Genomic DNA, 15,226 nt, shown 5'->3' on the forward strand with positions numbered 1-15,226 from the left:
TAGCTCATCATCGCCGACAGGTCGATCTTGGACGGCGAGACGAGGCGCGCCATCCGCGCCGCTGTCACAACCAATCGAAGAACAGGAGATCGACCATGGATTATCGCCATCTGGGCGCATCGGGCCTCAAGGTGCCGTTGCTGAGCTTTGGCGCCGGCACCTTCGGCGGCAGCGGGCCGCTTTTCGGCGCCTGGGGACAGACCGACGCCGATGAAGCACGACGGCTGGTCGATATCTGCCTCGAAGCCGGCGTCAATCTGTTCGACACCGCCGATGTCTATTCGAACGGCGCCTCGGAAGAGGTGCTCGGCGCGGCGATCAAGGGCCGGCGCGGCGATGTCCTGATCTCGACCAAGACCTCGCTGCCGATGGGCGATGGGCCGAACGATTCCGGCTCGTCGCGCCTTCGGCTGATCCGCGCCGTCGAGGATGCATTACGCCGGCTCAACACCGACTATATCGACCTGCTGCAACTGCACGCCTTCGATGCCGGCACGCCGATCGAGGAGGTCCTGTCGACGCTCGACGGCCTCGTTCGTTCCGGCAAGGTCCGCTATGTCGGCGCATCGAACTTCGCCGGCTGGGAATTGATGAAGTCGCTCGCGCTCGCCGAAGCACGCGGCTATCCGCGCCATGTCGCCCACCAGGTCTATTATTCGCTGGTCGGCCGCGACTATGAGTGGGAATTGATGCCGCTCGCCCGCGACCAGGGCGTCGGCGCGCTGGTCTGGAGCCCGCTCGGCTGGGGCCGCCTGACCGGCAAGATCCGTCGCGGCCAGCCGCTGCCGGCGGGAAGCCGGCTGCACACGACCGCGGCCTTCGGCCCGCCCGTCGATGATGAAAAGCTGTTCGACATCGTCGAGGTGCTCGATGCGATCGCGGAAGAGACCGGCAGGACCGTGCCGCAGGTCGCGATCAACTGGCTGCTGCGGCGCCCGACGGTTTCCTCCGTCATCATCGGCGCGCGCAACGAAGAACAGCTGCGCCAGAATCTCGGCGCCGTCGGCTGGGCGCTCTCGGCCGAGCAGGTGGCCCGGCTCGATGCGGTCAGCGCCATGACCGCGCCCTACCCCTATTTCCCCTATCATCGCCAGGAAGGGTTCGCCCGGCTCAATCCACCTATCGTGTGAAAGGGTTGCCGGGTTTACCGGATTCAATCTGCGAAGAAGGCCGGCGGCGGTTTTGTATTGTGACTGCCGTCGGTGAAATATGACTTTCCTGCACGGCTTTTCTGCTGATACATCGGCGCCGGGTGAATCGTGACACCACGGCGGCTCGCTCGAACCATCTCTGTCGCAGCGAGCCATCAGGACCGTCACCATGACCGAACCCGTTTCCTACCGCCAATCCCTGCCGCTGGAGCCGCTGGCGATCCTCCAGCGCGCCGTCCTGATGGGCCGCGCCCTGGTGGGCGTGCGCGCCGGTGGCGCCCTGCTGGAGCGGATTGGCATTCTCGACGGCATCGTCGAGGAGAACGGCCTCATCGTCTCGCATGGTGCGCGCCACGAAACGCGGATCGACCCGAAGGCGATCGTCGCGATCGTCGCCGATCGCAGCGAGACCCCGCACGATACCGTGCTCACCTATATCGATTTCCTCGACCGGAACGGTGATTCCGTCATCAAGGTCACGGCGCTTGATGGCCCCGAGGGCCTCGACGCGACGCTCGAAGGCTTTGCCCGCGCGCCGCTGCCCTATCAGCCGCCGCTTGAGCGTTCCGCCGTCGCCGTGGAGCCGAGCGATATTGGCGCCGTCCCGCTCCTCGCCGCCAAGGCCAATGGCGATGCGGTCACCCTTGCCGTCACCCGGGCGGGCAGCTTCCAGTCCTGGACCGGCGTGATCGAGAAGGTCCATTTCGGCCACAACTACATCAACATCATCCAGCCCGAGGTGCACCTGCATCTGCGCGGCCAGGTGATCGGAAGCTGGGACACCGAGGTCGAGGGCGACCGGCTCGTCCTGACAGCGCTGGATCCGGCCGACGCGCCGATCGGCCTCACGGTCAGCGGCGATGCCATGGCCTTCGCCGAACCGCTTTCCCTCGACGCCTGACCCCCACGCGACAAGCAGGCGGCCGCGCTCACGCCGCGCGGGCGAGCGAGACGCGGTCGCAGAAGCTCACGATCAGCTCGGCCAGGCCACGCACGGCCGGGCCGGCATTCGGCGCCACCAGCAGGGCGAGTTCGGTCGGCGGCACGCGTCCGAAGCCGTCGGCCGGGCCGAGCCGCCGGTAGTTCGGCCTCGCGAAACGCTCCTCGACCAGCGCGACGCCGAGCCCTCCGGCGACCGCCGCGTCGATGCCGATCAGGCTCGCGCTCTCATAGGTGATGCGCCAGCGTCGTCCCGATACCTCAAGCGCGTGGATCGCCCGGTCACGATAGCGGCAGCCCTGCGGGAAGGCCACCAACGGCACCGGATCGGCCTCCCGCCAATCCCGCCCCTCGGACGCGACCCAGACCAGCCGCTCCGGCCATACGCCATGGGCCGGACCACCGCCCGCGTCGCGCTTCAACAGCACGAGGTCGAGATCGCCGCGCGACAGGCCCGCATCAAGCGCGACCGACAGATCGCAGCGCACATCGAGCCGGGCATCCGGCCAGGCCCTGGCGAAGCCCGAGACCAGATCGGTCAGCTCAACGATCGCGAAATCCTCGGTCAGCCCGAGCCGCACATGCTCACTCGCGCGCGGCGCCGCGACCGCCACCCGCGCCTCCTCGGCGAGGTCCAGCAGCCGGCGGGCATAGCCGATCAGCCGCTCCCCTTCCGGGGTCAACTGGACGCCGCGTCCGTCGCGGACGAGCAGCCGCGTACCGGCGAGTTCTTCGAGCCGCCGGATCTGTTGGCTGACGGTCGACTGGGTCTTGTGCACGCGCTCGCCCGCCCGCGTGAACCCGCCCGCATCGACGACCGATACGAAGCTGCGCAGAAGGTCGAGATCGAACATCGACACCTCCATCATTCAGATATCGAATGATTAGCATCCAAACATTCAATTTCCAAATGCTGCGCCGCCGGCCTATGCCCATGCCGGACAACAAAGGCAATCCGGACGACAACGAATGGCAATGAATGGCAACACAATTGCGGCAGGCAGCGATCTCGGCCGATACCGCTTCGGCGGCCTGCTGCAGATCGCGCTGTTCTGCGTCATCTGGAGTTCGGCTTTCGCAGCGGCGAAGATCGCCCTGCCCGATTGTCCGCCGCTCCTGCTGCTCGCGATCCGTTTTCTCGCCGCCGGCTCGCTGATGTTCGCCCTCGCCGCGCTGACAGGTCGGCTCTCATGGCCGGATCGCCGCACGGTCGGACAGCTCGCGCTGCTCGGCGCGTTCAACAACGCGATCTATCTCGGCTTCAGCTTTTCCGGCATGCAGACCGTCTCCTCGGCCTTTGCCGCCGTGATCATCAGCGCCAATCCGCTGCTGACCGGGCTTGCCGCCGCGACGCTGCTCGGCGAGCACCTCTCGGCGCGCAAGATCGCCGGTCTCGTTCTCGGCATGGCGGGCGTATTTTTCGTTGTGCGTTCAAGGCTTTCCGGCGGGCATGAGGATCTGCACGGGACGATCCTCGTCATCCTGGGGCTCATCGCCCTGGTGTCGGGCACTGTCCTGTTCAAGAAGCTGAAGCCTGCGACGGATCTGTGGACCGGCACCGCGATCCAGGCTCTCGCCGGCGGCATCCTGCTGATGCCGGTGGCACTCGCAACCGAAAGCGTCGCCGATATTCGCCTGACACCGGCGTTTTTCGGCGGCATCGCCTATCTGATCGTCGCGGTCTCGATCGGCGCCTACTGGCTCTGGTTCCGCCTGCTTCAGACCAGGACGGCGACCGAGGCGAGCGCGCTGCATTTCCTCATGCCGCCGCTCGGCCTCCTCTTCGGCTGGCTCGTCTTTCGCGAGCCGGTCAGCCTCGCCGATCTCGCCGGCATCGTGCCGATCGCGATCGGCATCGCGATGGTGACGCGAGGCTAATCAGTTGGTCTCTTCGCGCTGGGACTTCACCTCGGCGATGAAGCCCTCGGCGTCCTTCTTGATCTCGCGCAGGTGCTCGCCGACATCCTTGAGCAGCCTGTCGAGATCGAGGCGCAGACCGCTTGCGGACGGCTTCTCGACACTATTCGCATAGAGCATCATGCGCGTCGTGACCGTCAGGTCGAGCAGGAGGCCCATCAGAAGCGCGTCGTCGACCTGGTGCTCATCGGCATAATCCGAGATCAGGTCGAACAGCGCCTCGCGATGCTCCTCATATTCTTCGGCAAAGGCTTCGAATTCTTCGTCTTCGGTCGGCTCGGTCATTTGGAAAATCCTCAGCCGACAATCGGCGGTTGGAAGGTGAGACCCATGTCCCACGGGAAATAGATCCAGGTATCCTGTGACACTTCCGTGATGAAGGTGTCGACCAGCGGGCGGCCGAGCGGCTTCGAATAGAGCGTCGCATAATGCGCCTTCGGCAGCATGTCACGCACCAGCCGTGCCGTCTTGCCCGTATCGACCAGATCGTCGATGACGAGGACGCCCGCGCCATCGCCGCCGGCGAGATCGATGACCGCCTGGCTCACGGGCTTCAGAACCTTGAGCGAACCCTGCTCCTGATAGTCGTGATAGGAGGCGACGCAGATGGTCTCGACCAAGCGTATGCCCAGTTCGCGCGCCACCACGGCGGCCGGCACGAGCCCGCCCCGCGTGACGCAAACGATCGCTTCCCACTTCTTGTCGCCCGAAAGCCGCCAGGTCAGCGCGCGGGCATCCCTGTGAAACTGGTCCCAGGATACGGGAAAAGCCTTGTCGCTGCGGGCATCCACCATCGTCATCTCCTGCTCGTCGCGAGCATGCCGTCAGGCCAAAGAAACCGTAAAGACTGACCCTTGGAGCGCCGGCCGGCCGCTGGCAATGCAGCCGCCCCGGCGATCCACAGGAAACCGCTGAAACTCAGCCCTGCGCCGCCCAGATCGACGCGATCATGGCCTCGACGGCGCGCGCCGCTTCGTCCAACCGGTCGGCGTCGCGCGATCTGAGCACGATATCGGTCGAAAAGCCGCCATCGAGCATCTTGGGATAGCTCCCGATCGCGACATCGGGAAAATCCTTCTGGATCGCGCCGAGCTGCGCGGCGATGCGGCCCTCGCCCATATTGGCCGGGACCGTGCGCGACAGCATCTTGGTGCCCGTCGGGATCGTCGCGGCGACCTCGTCCAGCATCGCCTGCATGATCGCCGGCACGCCGGCCATGACATGGACATTGCCGAGCGTGAAGCCGGGCGCCTTGGAGACCGCGTTCAGGATCAGATCGGCGCCGGCCGGAATCCGCGCCATGCGCAGGCGCGCCTCGTTCAGGTTGGCCTCGCCATAATGGCTGGTCAAAATCGCCACCGCGCGCGGATCATGATCGATGGCGACGCCGAATGCCGCAGCCATCGAATCCGCCGTGATGTCGTCATGCGTCGGCCCGATGCCGCCGGTCGAGAAGACGTGATCGTAGCGGGCGCGGAGTGCGTTCACCGCCGCGACGATCTCGGCCTCGATATCCGGCACGACGCGAACCTCGCGGATGTCGATGCCGATATTGGTGCAGTATTCGGCGATATAGCCGATGTTCTTGTCCTTGGTACGCCCCGACAGGATCTCGTCGCCAATGACGAGGATCGCGGCGGTAACGATGCGGGGTGCCGCCGCGGGATCGGTTTCGGCCATTCTCGTGAACTCCATCTCTGTCCGAGCGGTTTAGCGCCCAATTCGGGGCGGCTCAACAGAGCGTTGAGAATCAGTGCGCTTCGCGCGCTCATGTCGCTGATGACCTGCCATCGACCCAATAAGCGGACGCCATGGCTGCATTTGCTCAACGTTCCCCTTGCAACCGCGGCGCCGATACGCCAGATCGAGCGCATATTCCCCTTTGTCGCGAAGACGACTTGTTCCGGCGCCCCGAGAGTGGTGTGCTACCGGAAACGGAGCTGGTTTCATGGTTACCTATGTTGATGCCGATACGGCGCCGCTGAAGAACAACGGCCAGATCAGGCTTTATGGACGTGACGGTTTTGACGCGATGCATCGCGCCGGCCAATTGGCGGCGGCCTGCCTCGACGCGCTCGCCGACATCGTCCGCCCCGGCGTGCCGACCGATGTGATCGACCGGTTCGTCTATGATTTCGGCGCGGAACACAACGCTCTGCCGGCCACGCTCGGCTATCGCGGCTATACCAAGTCGACCTGCACCTCGATCAATCACGTCGTCTGCCACGGAATCCCGAACGAGAAGCCGTTGAAGGAAGGCGACATCGTCAATGTCGACGTGACCTATGTGCTCGACGGCTGGTATGGCGATTCAAGCCGCATGTATCTGGTCGGCGAAGTGAAGCGCGCCGCCGAGCGGCTGGTCGAAGTGACCTATGAATCGCTTATGCGCGGCATCGCGGTCGTAAAGCCCGGCGCCACCACCGGCGACATCGGCTATGCGATCCAGTCGTTTGCCGAGGCCGAGCGCTGCAGCGTCGTGCGCGATTTCTGCGGCCACGGCGTTGGCCGCCTGTTTCACGACACGCCGAACATCCTGCACTACGGCAATCCCGGCGAGGGCGTCGAATTGCGGCCCGGCATGATCTTCACGATCGAGCCAATGATCAATCTCGGCCGCCCCCATGTGAAGGTGCTCTCGGACGGCTGGACCGCGGTGACGCGCGATCGCTCGCTCTCGGCACAGTTCGAGCACACGGTCGGCGTCACGGAAACCGGCTGCGAGATCTTCACACTGTCGCCCCGCGGCTATACCTGCCCGCCCTACCCCGTCGGAGCATGAACGGTTTCGAAGACGATTCCGGCGACCTGCCGCATTTCGTTGGCCATCGCGAGCGGCTCAAGAACCGTTTCCGCGAGCATGGCAGCGAGGCGGTCGCCGACTATGAGTTGCTGGAGCTGATCCTCTTCCAGGCCGTCCCACGGCGCGACACCAAGCCGATCGCGAAGGCCCTGATCGCGCGGTTCGGCACATTCTCCGACGTTCTGGCCGCGCCGGAAGCCCGGCTGATGGAAATACCGGGCGTTGGCGCCTCGGTCGCAACGCATCTGAAGGTCGTCCACGCTGCCGCGACGCGCTATGCCCGTGGCGCGCTGCGGGAGCGCCCGCTGCTCGGCTCGTGGAGCGCCGTCATCGACTATTGCCGCGCGGCCATGGCCTATGAGGAGAAGGAGCAGTTCCGCATCCTCTTCCTCGACAAGAAGAACGTTCTCATCGCCGACGAAGTGCAGCAGACAGGCACGGTCGATCACACGCCGGTCTATCCGCGAGAAGTCGTCAAGCGCGCGCTGGAACTGTCGACAACGGCTGTGGTGCTCGTCCACAACCATCCGTCGGGCGACCCGACACCGTCGCGCGCCGATATCCAGATGACGAAGACCATCATCGACATCGCAACGCCCCTCGGCATTGCCGTGCATGATCACATCATTGTCGGCCGCCACGGCCATGCGAGCTTCAAGGGGTTGAAGCTGATCTGAACGCGGTGCGTGACCGCGTTCAGTCGTCTTTTCGCGAGCGTGCGCTGCCTCAGTAACGCTGCGGCGCGGCCGGCTTGTTGTCGAGGATCGCGTCGATCCTCGCGAGGATTTCCGGCGTCAGGCTATCCTGCACGTCGAGCGCCTTGAGATTGTCCTCGAGTTGGCTCTTCTTCGAAGCGCCGAGGATGACGGTCGAGACATTCTTGTTCGCAAGGCACCAGCCGAGCGCAAGATGATGCAGCGGAATGCCGAGTTCGCCGGCGATCTCGGTCAACTGCTCGACCTTGACCAGCCGCGCCTGGCCCTTCTCGCTCTGCCAGATCTCCTTCAGCCACTCATAGCCCGGCAGGTTCAGGCGGCTATCGGAAGGAATGCCCTTATTGTATTTGCCCGTCAGGATGCCCGACGCCAGCGGCGACCAGATCGTCGTGCCGAGACCGATCAGATCGTAAAGCGGACGGTAATCGCCTTCGACCTTATCGCGCTCGAAAAGATTATATTGCGGCTGCTCCATGGTCGGCGGCGTGATCTTGAGATCCTTCGCGACGGCCCAGGCCTCGGTCAACTGCTGCGCTGTCCATTCCGACGTGCCCCAATAGAGCACCTTGCCCTGCGCAACGAGGTCGTGCATCGCCCGCACCGTTTCCTCGATCGGGGTATCGATATCGGGACGGTGGCAGAAATAGAGATCGAGATAGTCGACCTGCAGGCGCTTCAGGGCGGCGTGGCAGGCGTCCGTCACATGCTTGCGCGAGAGGCCGCGCTGCGTGGGCTTGTTGCCACCCCAGAACACCTTGCTCGATACGATATAGGAATCCCGGCCCCAGTTCAGCTCCGCGAGCGCCTCGCCCATCAGCGTCTCCGAGACGCCGGCCTCATAGCCCTCGGCGTTGTCGAAGAAATTGATGCCGGATTCATAGGCCAACGCCATGATATCGAGCGCATCCTTCCGGTCGACCTGCTTGCCGAACGTGACCCACGAGCCGAGCGAAAACTCGCTCACCTGCAGACCTGATTTACCCAGACGGCGGTATCGCATCGTTCAATTCCATTCTTCTGTCGATTGCTGCTGCAATGGGGCTTGGTATATCAGCGCCAGGGCGCTCATGGCAGCGACGCGAGATCACTTTCGTGCGCACCATTTCGCCTATAACGATCTATGATCTTGTTTTGTTGCATTTTCTTCACGCGAACCGCAGTCCGGTTCGCTCAGAAATGCCGAAGCCGTTGCAACGCGAGGCATTCTTGATATCCACCCTACCAGCAAATCGGCACGGCTCGGTTGGACTGTGTGGCCAATGAACGTGTCGTTGCGGCACCCGTTCCATGATGAACCACGACAATTCATCTGATGAATTTCATCATCGCCCGCCAATGACGTCTGGCATGGACGCCCGAGCGGCGGCTCGCTAGAACGCCCTACGATCATCGGGGTAAAATGTGAATGTCAGAACTATCTGCCGATCATTTGGCCGGCGCCAACTGGACCCCGCCTGAAGTCTGCATTGTCGTTCCGACTTATAATGAGAGCGGCAACATCGCGTCGCTCTATGAGAAAATCGCGATCGCGCTCCAGGGCACGCCTTGGGAGATGATCGTCGTCGACGACAACAGTCCCGACCATACGATTGACGTGGTCAGGACCTTGTCGCGGCAACACAGCAATCTGCGCGGTATCAGGCGTGTGGGACGACGCGGCCTTTCCTCGGCCTGCATCGAGGGCATACTGGCGACGGCGGCGCCCTATGTCGCCGTCATCGATGCCGACCACCAGCACGACGAGAGAATTCTGCCTGAGATGCTGGCATTGGTCCGGTCTGGCGCGGATATCGCAGTCGGCTCGCGCTTCGTCGGCGGCGCAACGGCGGGAGACGGCCTGTCGGCAACGCGGCTTTGGGGCAGCCGTCTCGCGACCAGGCTTTCATCGATCGTGACCGGTCAGGACATCACCGATCCGATGAGCGGCTTCTTCCTGCTGCGCCGCGACGAATTCAACCGCCTTGCGCCCGAGCTTTCTTCCGACGGCTTCAAGATCCTTCTCGATCTGCTGGTGACGGCCAGGCAGCAAGGCCGACCACTTGCGGTCGCCGAGGTGCCGTACACGTTCCGCGCGCGCTTCAGCGGCGAGAGCAAGATGAACTCACTGATCGCCGCCCAGTTCGTCGGACTCTGGTTCTCCAAACTGACCCGCGGCGCCGTTCCCACCACCTTCGTCCTGTTCGCAGCCATCGGCATCTCGGGAATCGGCATCCACCTGCTGACCCTCTGGCTTCTGCTCGATGTCATCGGCTTCGATTTCACCGTCTCGCAGATCGGCGCGACACTCGTCGCGATGACGACGAACTTCTTCTTCAACAATACGCTGACCTATGCGGACAAGAAGCTGTCAGGCCGGCGTCTGTTCACCGGCTTGATCGAGTTCTATGCGATCTGCTCCATTGGCGGACTGGCCAATGTGTCGGTCGCCGCATGGCTCTATCAGGCGCATCAGCCGCCTTTGTTCGCCGGTGTCGCCGGCGCTCTCATGAGCTCGGTATTCAACTATACTGTGACCCGCGCCTTTACCTGGCGTTAGGAGACCGCATTGGGACTGGTCAGATCAGCAGGTGCCACTACGCCGATATCCTGGGATCGACTTCCGGTATGGTGGCGAGAAAACGCGCTCGCCATTCTGGTCGCGTTCGGGGCCGCGCTGATCGCCTATTCATCGATCGTCACGCAGTTTCTGTTTACCAACCATTCCGTCCCCAACATCTTCATCTACCCTTATCCAAGCTTCAAAACGTTCTATGAAGGCAGATGGTTCGCCGACATCATTATTCGTCTCGGCGGCGGCGGCGGGACACAGTCGTTTCAAGCGCTCGCCGGCTTCTTCTTCCAGGCCCTTAACGGCGTTCTGTTTGCCGAGGTCCTGCGCGTCAAGGGTCGCGCCAACAGGATATTGATCGCCCTCTTGGTCGCGCTGCATCCTGCAGTGCTCGACTATTATGCCTTCACGATCGACAATGCGAGCTTCACGATCGGCGACAGCCTGCTGCTTCTGGGTGCCATCGCGCTGGATCGCGGCCAGAACCGTCTAGTGTCCTGGACAGCTGCGACCATCCTCTTCGTCCTGGCCCTCGCGACCTACCAGCCGAAGATTGCCGTTCTGGCGGTGATCCTGATTGCCTGGGTCGTCTCGCGGACAACTTCTGGCCACAGGGACGACAAGAACATCTATGCGCCAATGGTCGCGGCGGCCGTATGCTTTGTTCTCGCTGTCATACTCTACAGACTGTCGCTGTTCATCACGACGGACTTGGCGACGGATACCGGTATAGGCCAACGGACGCATATGAACAGCCTGCGCGAAGTCGCGGTTGAGTTCTTTGTATCCTATCAGACAGTTATCGTGAGCTCGATCCGCCAGATCAAGTCACAGCCCCTCCTGACGGGATGGGCCACCATACCGATCGTGTTGGGCGGCACCACTGTCGCGGCGACCAGAGCCGCAAGGCGCAGCCCCTTGGCCGTGCTCCTGAGCCTGATCGGAATCGCCGTCTTGCCGCCGGCGATCAATCTCGCCGCGGTCATCAACAATGAGAGTTGGACGAATACGGGCAGGATATCGATCGGTTATGTCTATGCTCTGCCCTTCTTCGTCGCCGTACTCATGACAGGCGCCTGGCAACAGCGGATTGCCCGTCTGCTCGCCATCATCGTCATCTACGGCTTCTTCCTGGTCGCGACACAACAGAACCAGTACATGTCGACCAAGGCGCTGTTCGAGACAAACCTGCTGTCGAGGATAACAGGGCGAATCGAATCGATCCTGCCTGATGACAAGCCGCACCCGCTTGTCGTCCTGGGCTACCCCTCGTTCGACGATGGCGCGCTCACCATGATGTATCCGGATCGCCCGCTTCGTTCGCAGTTCAACACTGCGGCGTTCGCGCCCTATCGCCAGCCCGCAATCGTCAATTTCTTTCTCGGACGGAGCCAACTGCGCTTTGCAACGGCGGACGAGATCGCACTGGCGACGTCGCATGCATCCGGACGCCCTGCCTGGCCGCTGGCGGGGTCGGTCTATATGGACGGCGACATGGTTGTGGTTGTCTTGACGCCGGTGCCCTGAGGACTGCGCTCTCTGGGCGGACGCGGCATCTGCCTAATTATTCAGCAAATGCTGCCTTTCGTGCCGCGTCAAACGGTTCTGGCGAATTCGTGATATTGCCTCTAGCCAAGATTGCTCGGCTGATATGCAATGCTCGTCGTGATGCTGCTTCGGCTGTGCTTCGCGCCTGACGCCAATGTCGCGTTGGCATGGGGTTTGCCGGATGTAGCCAGAAAAACGAAATGGGGGACCGCGCGCATATGGTCGTTGCCTTCGACGAGATGAGCGCAACCAGCGATGGCTGCAGGCCTGGTTACGAGATCCTGAAACGCTGGCTCGATGCCACGCCGCCGGAGCTTCTGGCGACACGAAGGGCGGAGGCCGAGTTGCTCTTCCGCCGGGTCGGCATCACCTTCAACGTCTATGGCGATGATGCCGGCGAAGAACGCCTCATCCCCTTCGACATCATTCCGCGCATTCTGACGGGGACGGAGTGGACGCGCCTCTCCAAGGGGCTCGTCCAGCGCACCAAGGCGCTGAACGCCTTCCTGGCCGATATCTATTCCAAGGGCGAAATCCTGCGCGCCGGGCTGGTGCCGGAAGATCTCGTCTACCGGAACCCCTATTACCGTCCCGAGATGGCCGGGCTGAAGCTCGCCCATGACATCTATGTCATGATCGCCGGCATCGACATTGTCCGTGTCGACCCGGACACCTTCTATGTGCTCGAGGACAATGCGCGTACGCCTTCCGGCGTCTCCTACATGCTGGAAAACCGCGAAGTGATGATGCGGCTTTTCCCCGATCTCTTCGCCGAGCACAGGATCGCGCCGGTCGAGAACTATCCCGATGCGCTGCTGGCGACGCTGAAATCGGTAGCGCCGCGCTCAGCGCCGAGCGATCCGACTGTCGCGCTGCTCACGCCCGGGCCCTTCAATTCGGCCTTCTACGAGCACTCTTTCCTTGCCGACAAGCTTGGTGTCGAACTCGTCGAGGGCCGCGATCTCCTGGTGCGCGACAACATCGTGCACATGCGCACGACCGAGGGCCCGAAGCGCATCGACGTGCTCTATCGTCGCCTCGACGATGATTTCCTCGATCCCCTGACCTTCCGGCCGGATTCGATCCTCGGCGTGCCTGGATTGATGAACGCCTATCGTGCCGGCAACATCACGCTCTCCAACGCGGTTGGAACGGGCGTCGCCGACGACAAGGCGGTCTACTCCTACATGCCGGAGATCGTGCGCTTCTATCTCGGCGAAGAACCGATCCTGAAGAACGTGCCGACATGGCGCTGCCGCGAGCCGGATTCGCTGAAATACGTGCTCGAGCATCTGGACGAGATGGTCGTGAAGGAAGTCGCGGGATCGGGCGGATACGGCATGCTGATCGGGCCGGCAGCCGACAAGAAGACGCGCGACGAATTCGCGGCCAAGCTGAAGGCCAACCCCGACGACTTCATTGCCCAGCCGACTCTGGCCCTGTCGACCTCGCCGACCTTCGTCGATGCCGGCATCGCGCCGCGCCATGTCGATCTGAGGCCCTTCGTGCTGACGGGTAGCGACAAGGTCCGCATCGTACCGGGCGGGTTGACCCGCGTCGCCCTGAAGGAGGGCTCGCTCGTGGTCAATTCCAGCCAGGGCGGCGGCACCAAGGATACGTGGGTGCTCGATGCGTGACACAAGGCAACGCACCGCAACGATCGCCCGCAGGCCGGCCCGAATGTGCCTGCCATCGACGTCGATGAAGCCCTCGCACAGGACGAACGCGCCTTCAGGCGCCCCTCGCCAAGGCGATTGCCTTCCATTCCGGAGTTCTTTTCCGTGCTGAGCCGTACCGCCGACAATCTCTTCTGGCTCGCCCGCTATGTGGAGCGCGCGGAAAACACCGCCCGTATCGTCGACGCGGCCAACCGCCTCGCCGCGATGCCGATTTCCTATGCCGGCAGTTCGAATGAGTGGGAATCGGCCGTCGCCGCCACCGGTTCGCTCGGCCTGTTCAAGACGCTCGGCAAGGAAGCGACATCCGAAAACGTCATCGAATTCCTCGCATTCTCGCAGGAGAATCCCTCCTCGATCCGCTCCTGCCTCGAGCGCGCCCGCGTCAATGCGCGCACGGTCCGCACGGCGCTCACCTCGGAGATGTGGGAGGCGATCAACGGCGCCTGGCTCGGGCTGAAGAATTTCAGGAACATTTCGCACGACCGCCTGCGGCTGAACGAGTTCCTGACCTATGTGAAGGAAGCATCCGTCCGCTTCGATGGTTCGGCCTATCGCACCATGTTGCGCAACGATGCGTTCTTCTTCTCCGGCCTCGGCACCTTCATCGAGCGGGCGGACAATACGGCGCGCATTCTCGATGTGAAGTATCATCTGCTTCTGCCGGAGCATGAAGCCGTCGGCGGCGGCCTCGATTTCTTCCAGTGGTCGTCGATCCTGCGGTCGGTCTCGGCCAATACTGCCTATCACTGGGTCTATCGCGAGAGCCTGAAGCCATGGCTGGTGGCGGACCTCCTGGTCCTCAACGACCAGCTGCCGCGCTCGCTTGCTTCCTGCTACGACCATATCTGCGCCTTCCTCGACGAACTCTCGCTCGCCTATGGCCGGCAGGGCCCGGCCCAGCGCGTTGCGCGCTCGACCCGCAACCGGTTGCAGAACGCGACGATCCAGGATGTCTTCCAGGGTGGACTGCACGAATTCCTGACCGAGTTCATCGGCGAGAACGGCCGTCTCGGGCAGGCCATCACCGACCAGTATCTCGTCTGACAGGACCGTTTCATGCGTTTGAGGATCGTTCATGAAACGGCCTACAGCTACGATCCGCCCGCGACGGGCGCGATCCAGACGCTGAGGCTGACGCCACGCGGCCATGATGGGCAGTTCGTCATCAACTGGCGCATCGAGGTCGATCATGATTGCCGGCTCGACACGGCGAGCGACCCGTTCGGCAATGTCGTCCAGTCCTTCACGACGGAAGGCAGGCTCGACGGGCTCGTGATCACGGCGCTGGGCGAGGTCGAGACCCACGACATGGCCGGCATGGTCCGCGGCCAGTCCGAGCGCTTTCCCACCGCCGTCTTCCTGCGCGATACGCCACTCACCGAGTCGAACGCGGCGCTCAGGACGTTTGCGCTCGACGTGAACGCCTCGGCACCGGCCGATCGATTATCCAAGCTGCACGTCCTGATGGGCGCCATCCACGAGGCCATCGCGGTCGAGACGACCGATCATGACGATGCGATCCGCACGTTCGAATCGGCCAAGGGAGATCCACGCGCCATTGCGCATGTCTTCATCGCGGCCGCGCGCCATCTCGGCATTCCGACGCGCTACGCAAGCGGCTATCTCTACCGGCCGGACGACTCCGAGCCGGTCTCGGCCGAACATGGCTGGGCGGAGGCGCTGATCGATGGCGTGGGCTGGATCGGTTTCGATGCGACGATGAATCTCTGTCCCACGGACTACTACGTCCGCCTCGCCATCGGCCTCGACAGGGTCGGTGCAGCGCCGGTTCGTGGCACGGCTTATGGTGACGGTGCTGCCGTTCCGCGGGTCTCGATCCTCGTCTCGGAGGCCCGTGCGGCAAAGAGATAACGGGCTGAACGCCCTTTTTGCTTGCGACTCGTCGGCCAACACCCAACAATCCG

At 63.2% G+C, this 15,226-nt stretch carries 15 protein-coding genes; 10 read left to right on the forward strand and 5 right to left on the reverse strand.

Annotation, left to right across the window (positions count from 1 at the left end; genetic code table 11):
• Positions 1-95 precede the first annotated feature (95 nt).
• The gene (locus QO014_RS19820) at positions 96-1,130 is read left to right on the forward strand and encodes an aldo/keto reductase (RefSeq protein WP_266350486.1); all 1,035 of its coding nucleotides are present in this window, start codon (positions 96-98) and stop codon (positions 1,128-1,130) included.
• A 190-nt stretch (positions 1,131-1,320) separates the two neighbouring features.
• Positions 1,321-2,052, forward strand: coding sequence for a hypothetical protein (locus QO014_RS19825; protein WP_266350487.1), 732 nt, complete (start codon positions 1,321-1,323; stop codon positions 2,050-2,052).
• 28 nt (positions 2,053-2,080) lie between these two features.
• Here the strand turns inward: QO014_RS19825 and QO014_RS19830 are convergent, their stop codons facing one another.
• On the reverse strand, positions 2,081-2,944 hold the full coding sequence (locus tag QO014_RS19830) for a LysR substrate-binding domain-containing protein (RefSeq protein ID WP_266350488.1): 864 nt from the start codon (positions 2,942-2,944) through the stop codon (positions 2,081-2,083).
• Positions 2,945-3,065: 121 nt separating this feature from the next.
• Here QO014_RS19830 and QO014_RS19835 point away from each other — a divergent pair, with 121 nt between their 5' ends.
• Complete coding sequence (locus QO014_RS19835) at positions 3,066-3,968, forward strand: DMT family transporter (protein WP_266350489.1); 903 nt, start codon at positions 3,066-3,068, stop codon at positions 3,966-3,968.
• Here QO014_RS19835 and QO014_RS19840 read toward each other — a convergent pair whose 3' ends face one another.
• The 3 genes from QO014_RS19840 to QO014_RS19850 all read right to left on the reverse strand — a co-directional run bounded on the left by QO014_RS19840 (position 3,969) and on the right by QO014_RS19850 (position 5,687).
• Entirely contained in the window at positions 3,969-4,292 is a 324-nt protein-coding gene (locus QO014_RS19840) for a hypothetical protein (RefSeq protein WP_266350490.1), read from the reverse strand.
• Between the two features lie 11 nt (positions 4,293-4,303).
• Positions 4,304-4,801, reverse strand: coding sequence for a xanthine phosphoribosyltransferase (gpt, locus tag QO014_RS19845; protein ID WP_266350852.1), 498 nt, complete (start codon positions 4,799-4,801; stop codon positions 4,304-4,306).
• A gap of 124 nt (positions 4,802-4,925) precedes the next feature.
• The gene (locus QO014_RS19850) at positions 4,926-5,687 is read right to left on the reverse strand and encodes a competence/damage-inducible protein A (RefSeq protein ID WP_266350491.1); all 762 of its coding nucleotides are present in this window, start codon (positions 5,685-5,687) and stop codon (positions 4,926-4,928) included.
• A 268-nt stretch (positions 5,688-5,955) separates the two neighbouring features.
• On the opposite strand from QO014_RS19850, the gene map reads away from it, so the two are divergent.
• Complete coding sequence (gene map, locus QO014_RS19855; protein WP_266350492.1) at positions 5,956-6,789, forward strand: type I methionyl aminopeptidase; 834 nt, start codon at positions 5,956-5,958, stop codon at positions 6,787-6,789.
• Positions 6,786-7,487, forward strand: coding sequence for a RadC family protein (gene radC, locus QO014_RS19860; protein ID WP_266350493.1), 702 nt, complete (start codon positions 6,786-6,788; stop codon positions 7,485-7,487). Before map ends, radC begins: the two co-directional genes overlap by 4 nt.
• Before the next feature lie 49 nt (positions 7,488-7,536).
• Here radC and QO014_RS19865 read toward each other — a convergent pair whose 3' ends face one another.
• Positions 7,537-8,526 carry a potassium channel beta subunit family protein gene (locus QO014_RS19865; protein ID WP_266350494.1) on the reverse strand — a complete coding sequence of 330 codons (990 nt, stop codon included), beginning with the start codon at positions 8,524-8,526 and terminating at the stop codon, positions 7,537-7,539.
• A 405-nt stretch (positions 8,527-8,931) separates the two neighbouring features.
• Here QO014_RS19865 and QO014_RS19870 point away from each other — a divergent pair, with 405 nt between their 5' ends.
• From QO014_RS19870 to QO014_RS19890, 5 genes are all read left to right on the forward strand, one after another.
• Positions 8,932-10,062 carry a glycosyltransferase gene (locus tag QO014_RS19870; protein ID WP_266350495.1) on the forward strand — a complete coding sequence of 377 codons (1,131 nt, stop codon included), beginning with the start codon at positions 8,932-8,934 and terminating at the stop codon, positions 10,060-10,062.
• 9 nt (positions 10,063-10,071) lie between these two features.
• On the forward strand, positions 10,072-11,601 hold the full coding sequence (locus tag QO014_RS19875) for a glucosyltransferase domain-containing protein (protein ID WP_266350496.1): 1,530 nt from the start codon (positions 10,072-10,074) through the stop codon (positions 11,599-11,601).
• A 239-nt stretch (positions 11,602-11,840) separates the two neighbouring features.
• A complete protein-coding gene (locus tag QO014_RS19880) occupies positions 11,841-13,259 on the forward strand; it encodes a circularly permuted type 2 ATP-grasp protein (RefSeq protein WP_266350497.1) in 1,419 nt (472 codons plus the stop codon).
• A 144-nt stretch (positions 13,260-13,403) separates the two neighbouring features.
• The gene (locus QO014_RS19885) at positions 13,404-14,345 is read left to right on the forward strand and encodes an alpha-E domain-containing protein (protein WP_266350498.1); all 942 of its coding nucleotides are present in this window, start codon (positions 13,404-13,406) and stop codon (positions 14,343-14,345) included.
• 12 nt (positions 14,346-14,357) lie between these two features.
• On the forward strand, positions 14,358-15,173 hold the full coding sequence (locus tag QO014_RS19890; RefSeq protein ID WP_266350499.1) for a transglutaminase family protein: 816 nt from the start codon (positions 14,358-14,360) through the stop codon (positions 15,171-15,173).
• The last annotated feature ends 53 nt before the right edge of the window (positions 15,174-15,226 follow it).

Source organism: Kaistia dalseonensis, from assembly GCF_030814715.1.
Taxonomy (GTDB): domain Bacteria; phylum Pseudomonadota; class Alphaproteobacteria; order Rhizobiales; family Kaistiaceae; genus Kaistia; species Kaistia dalseonensis.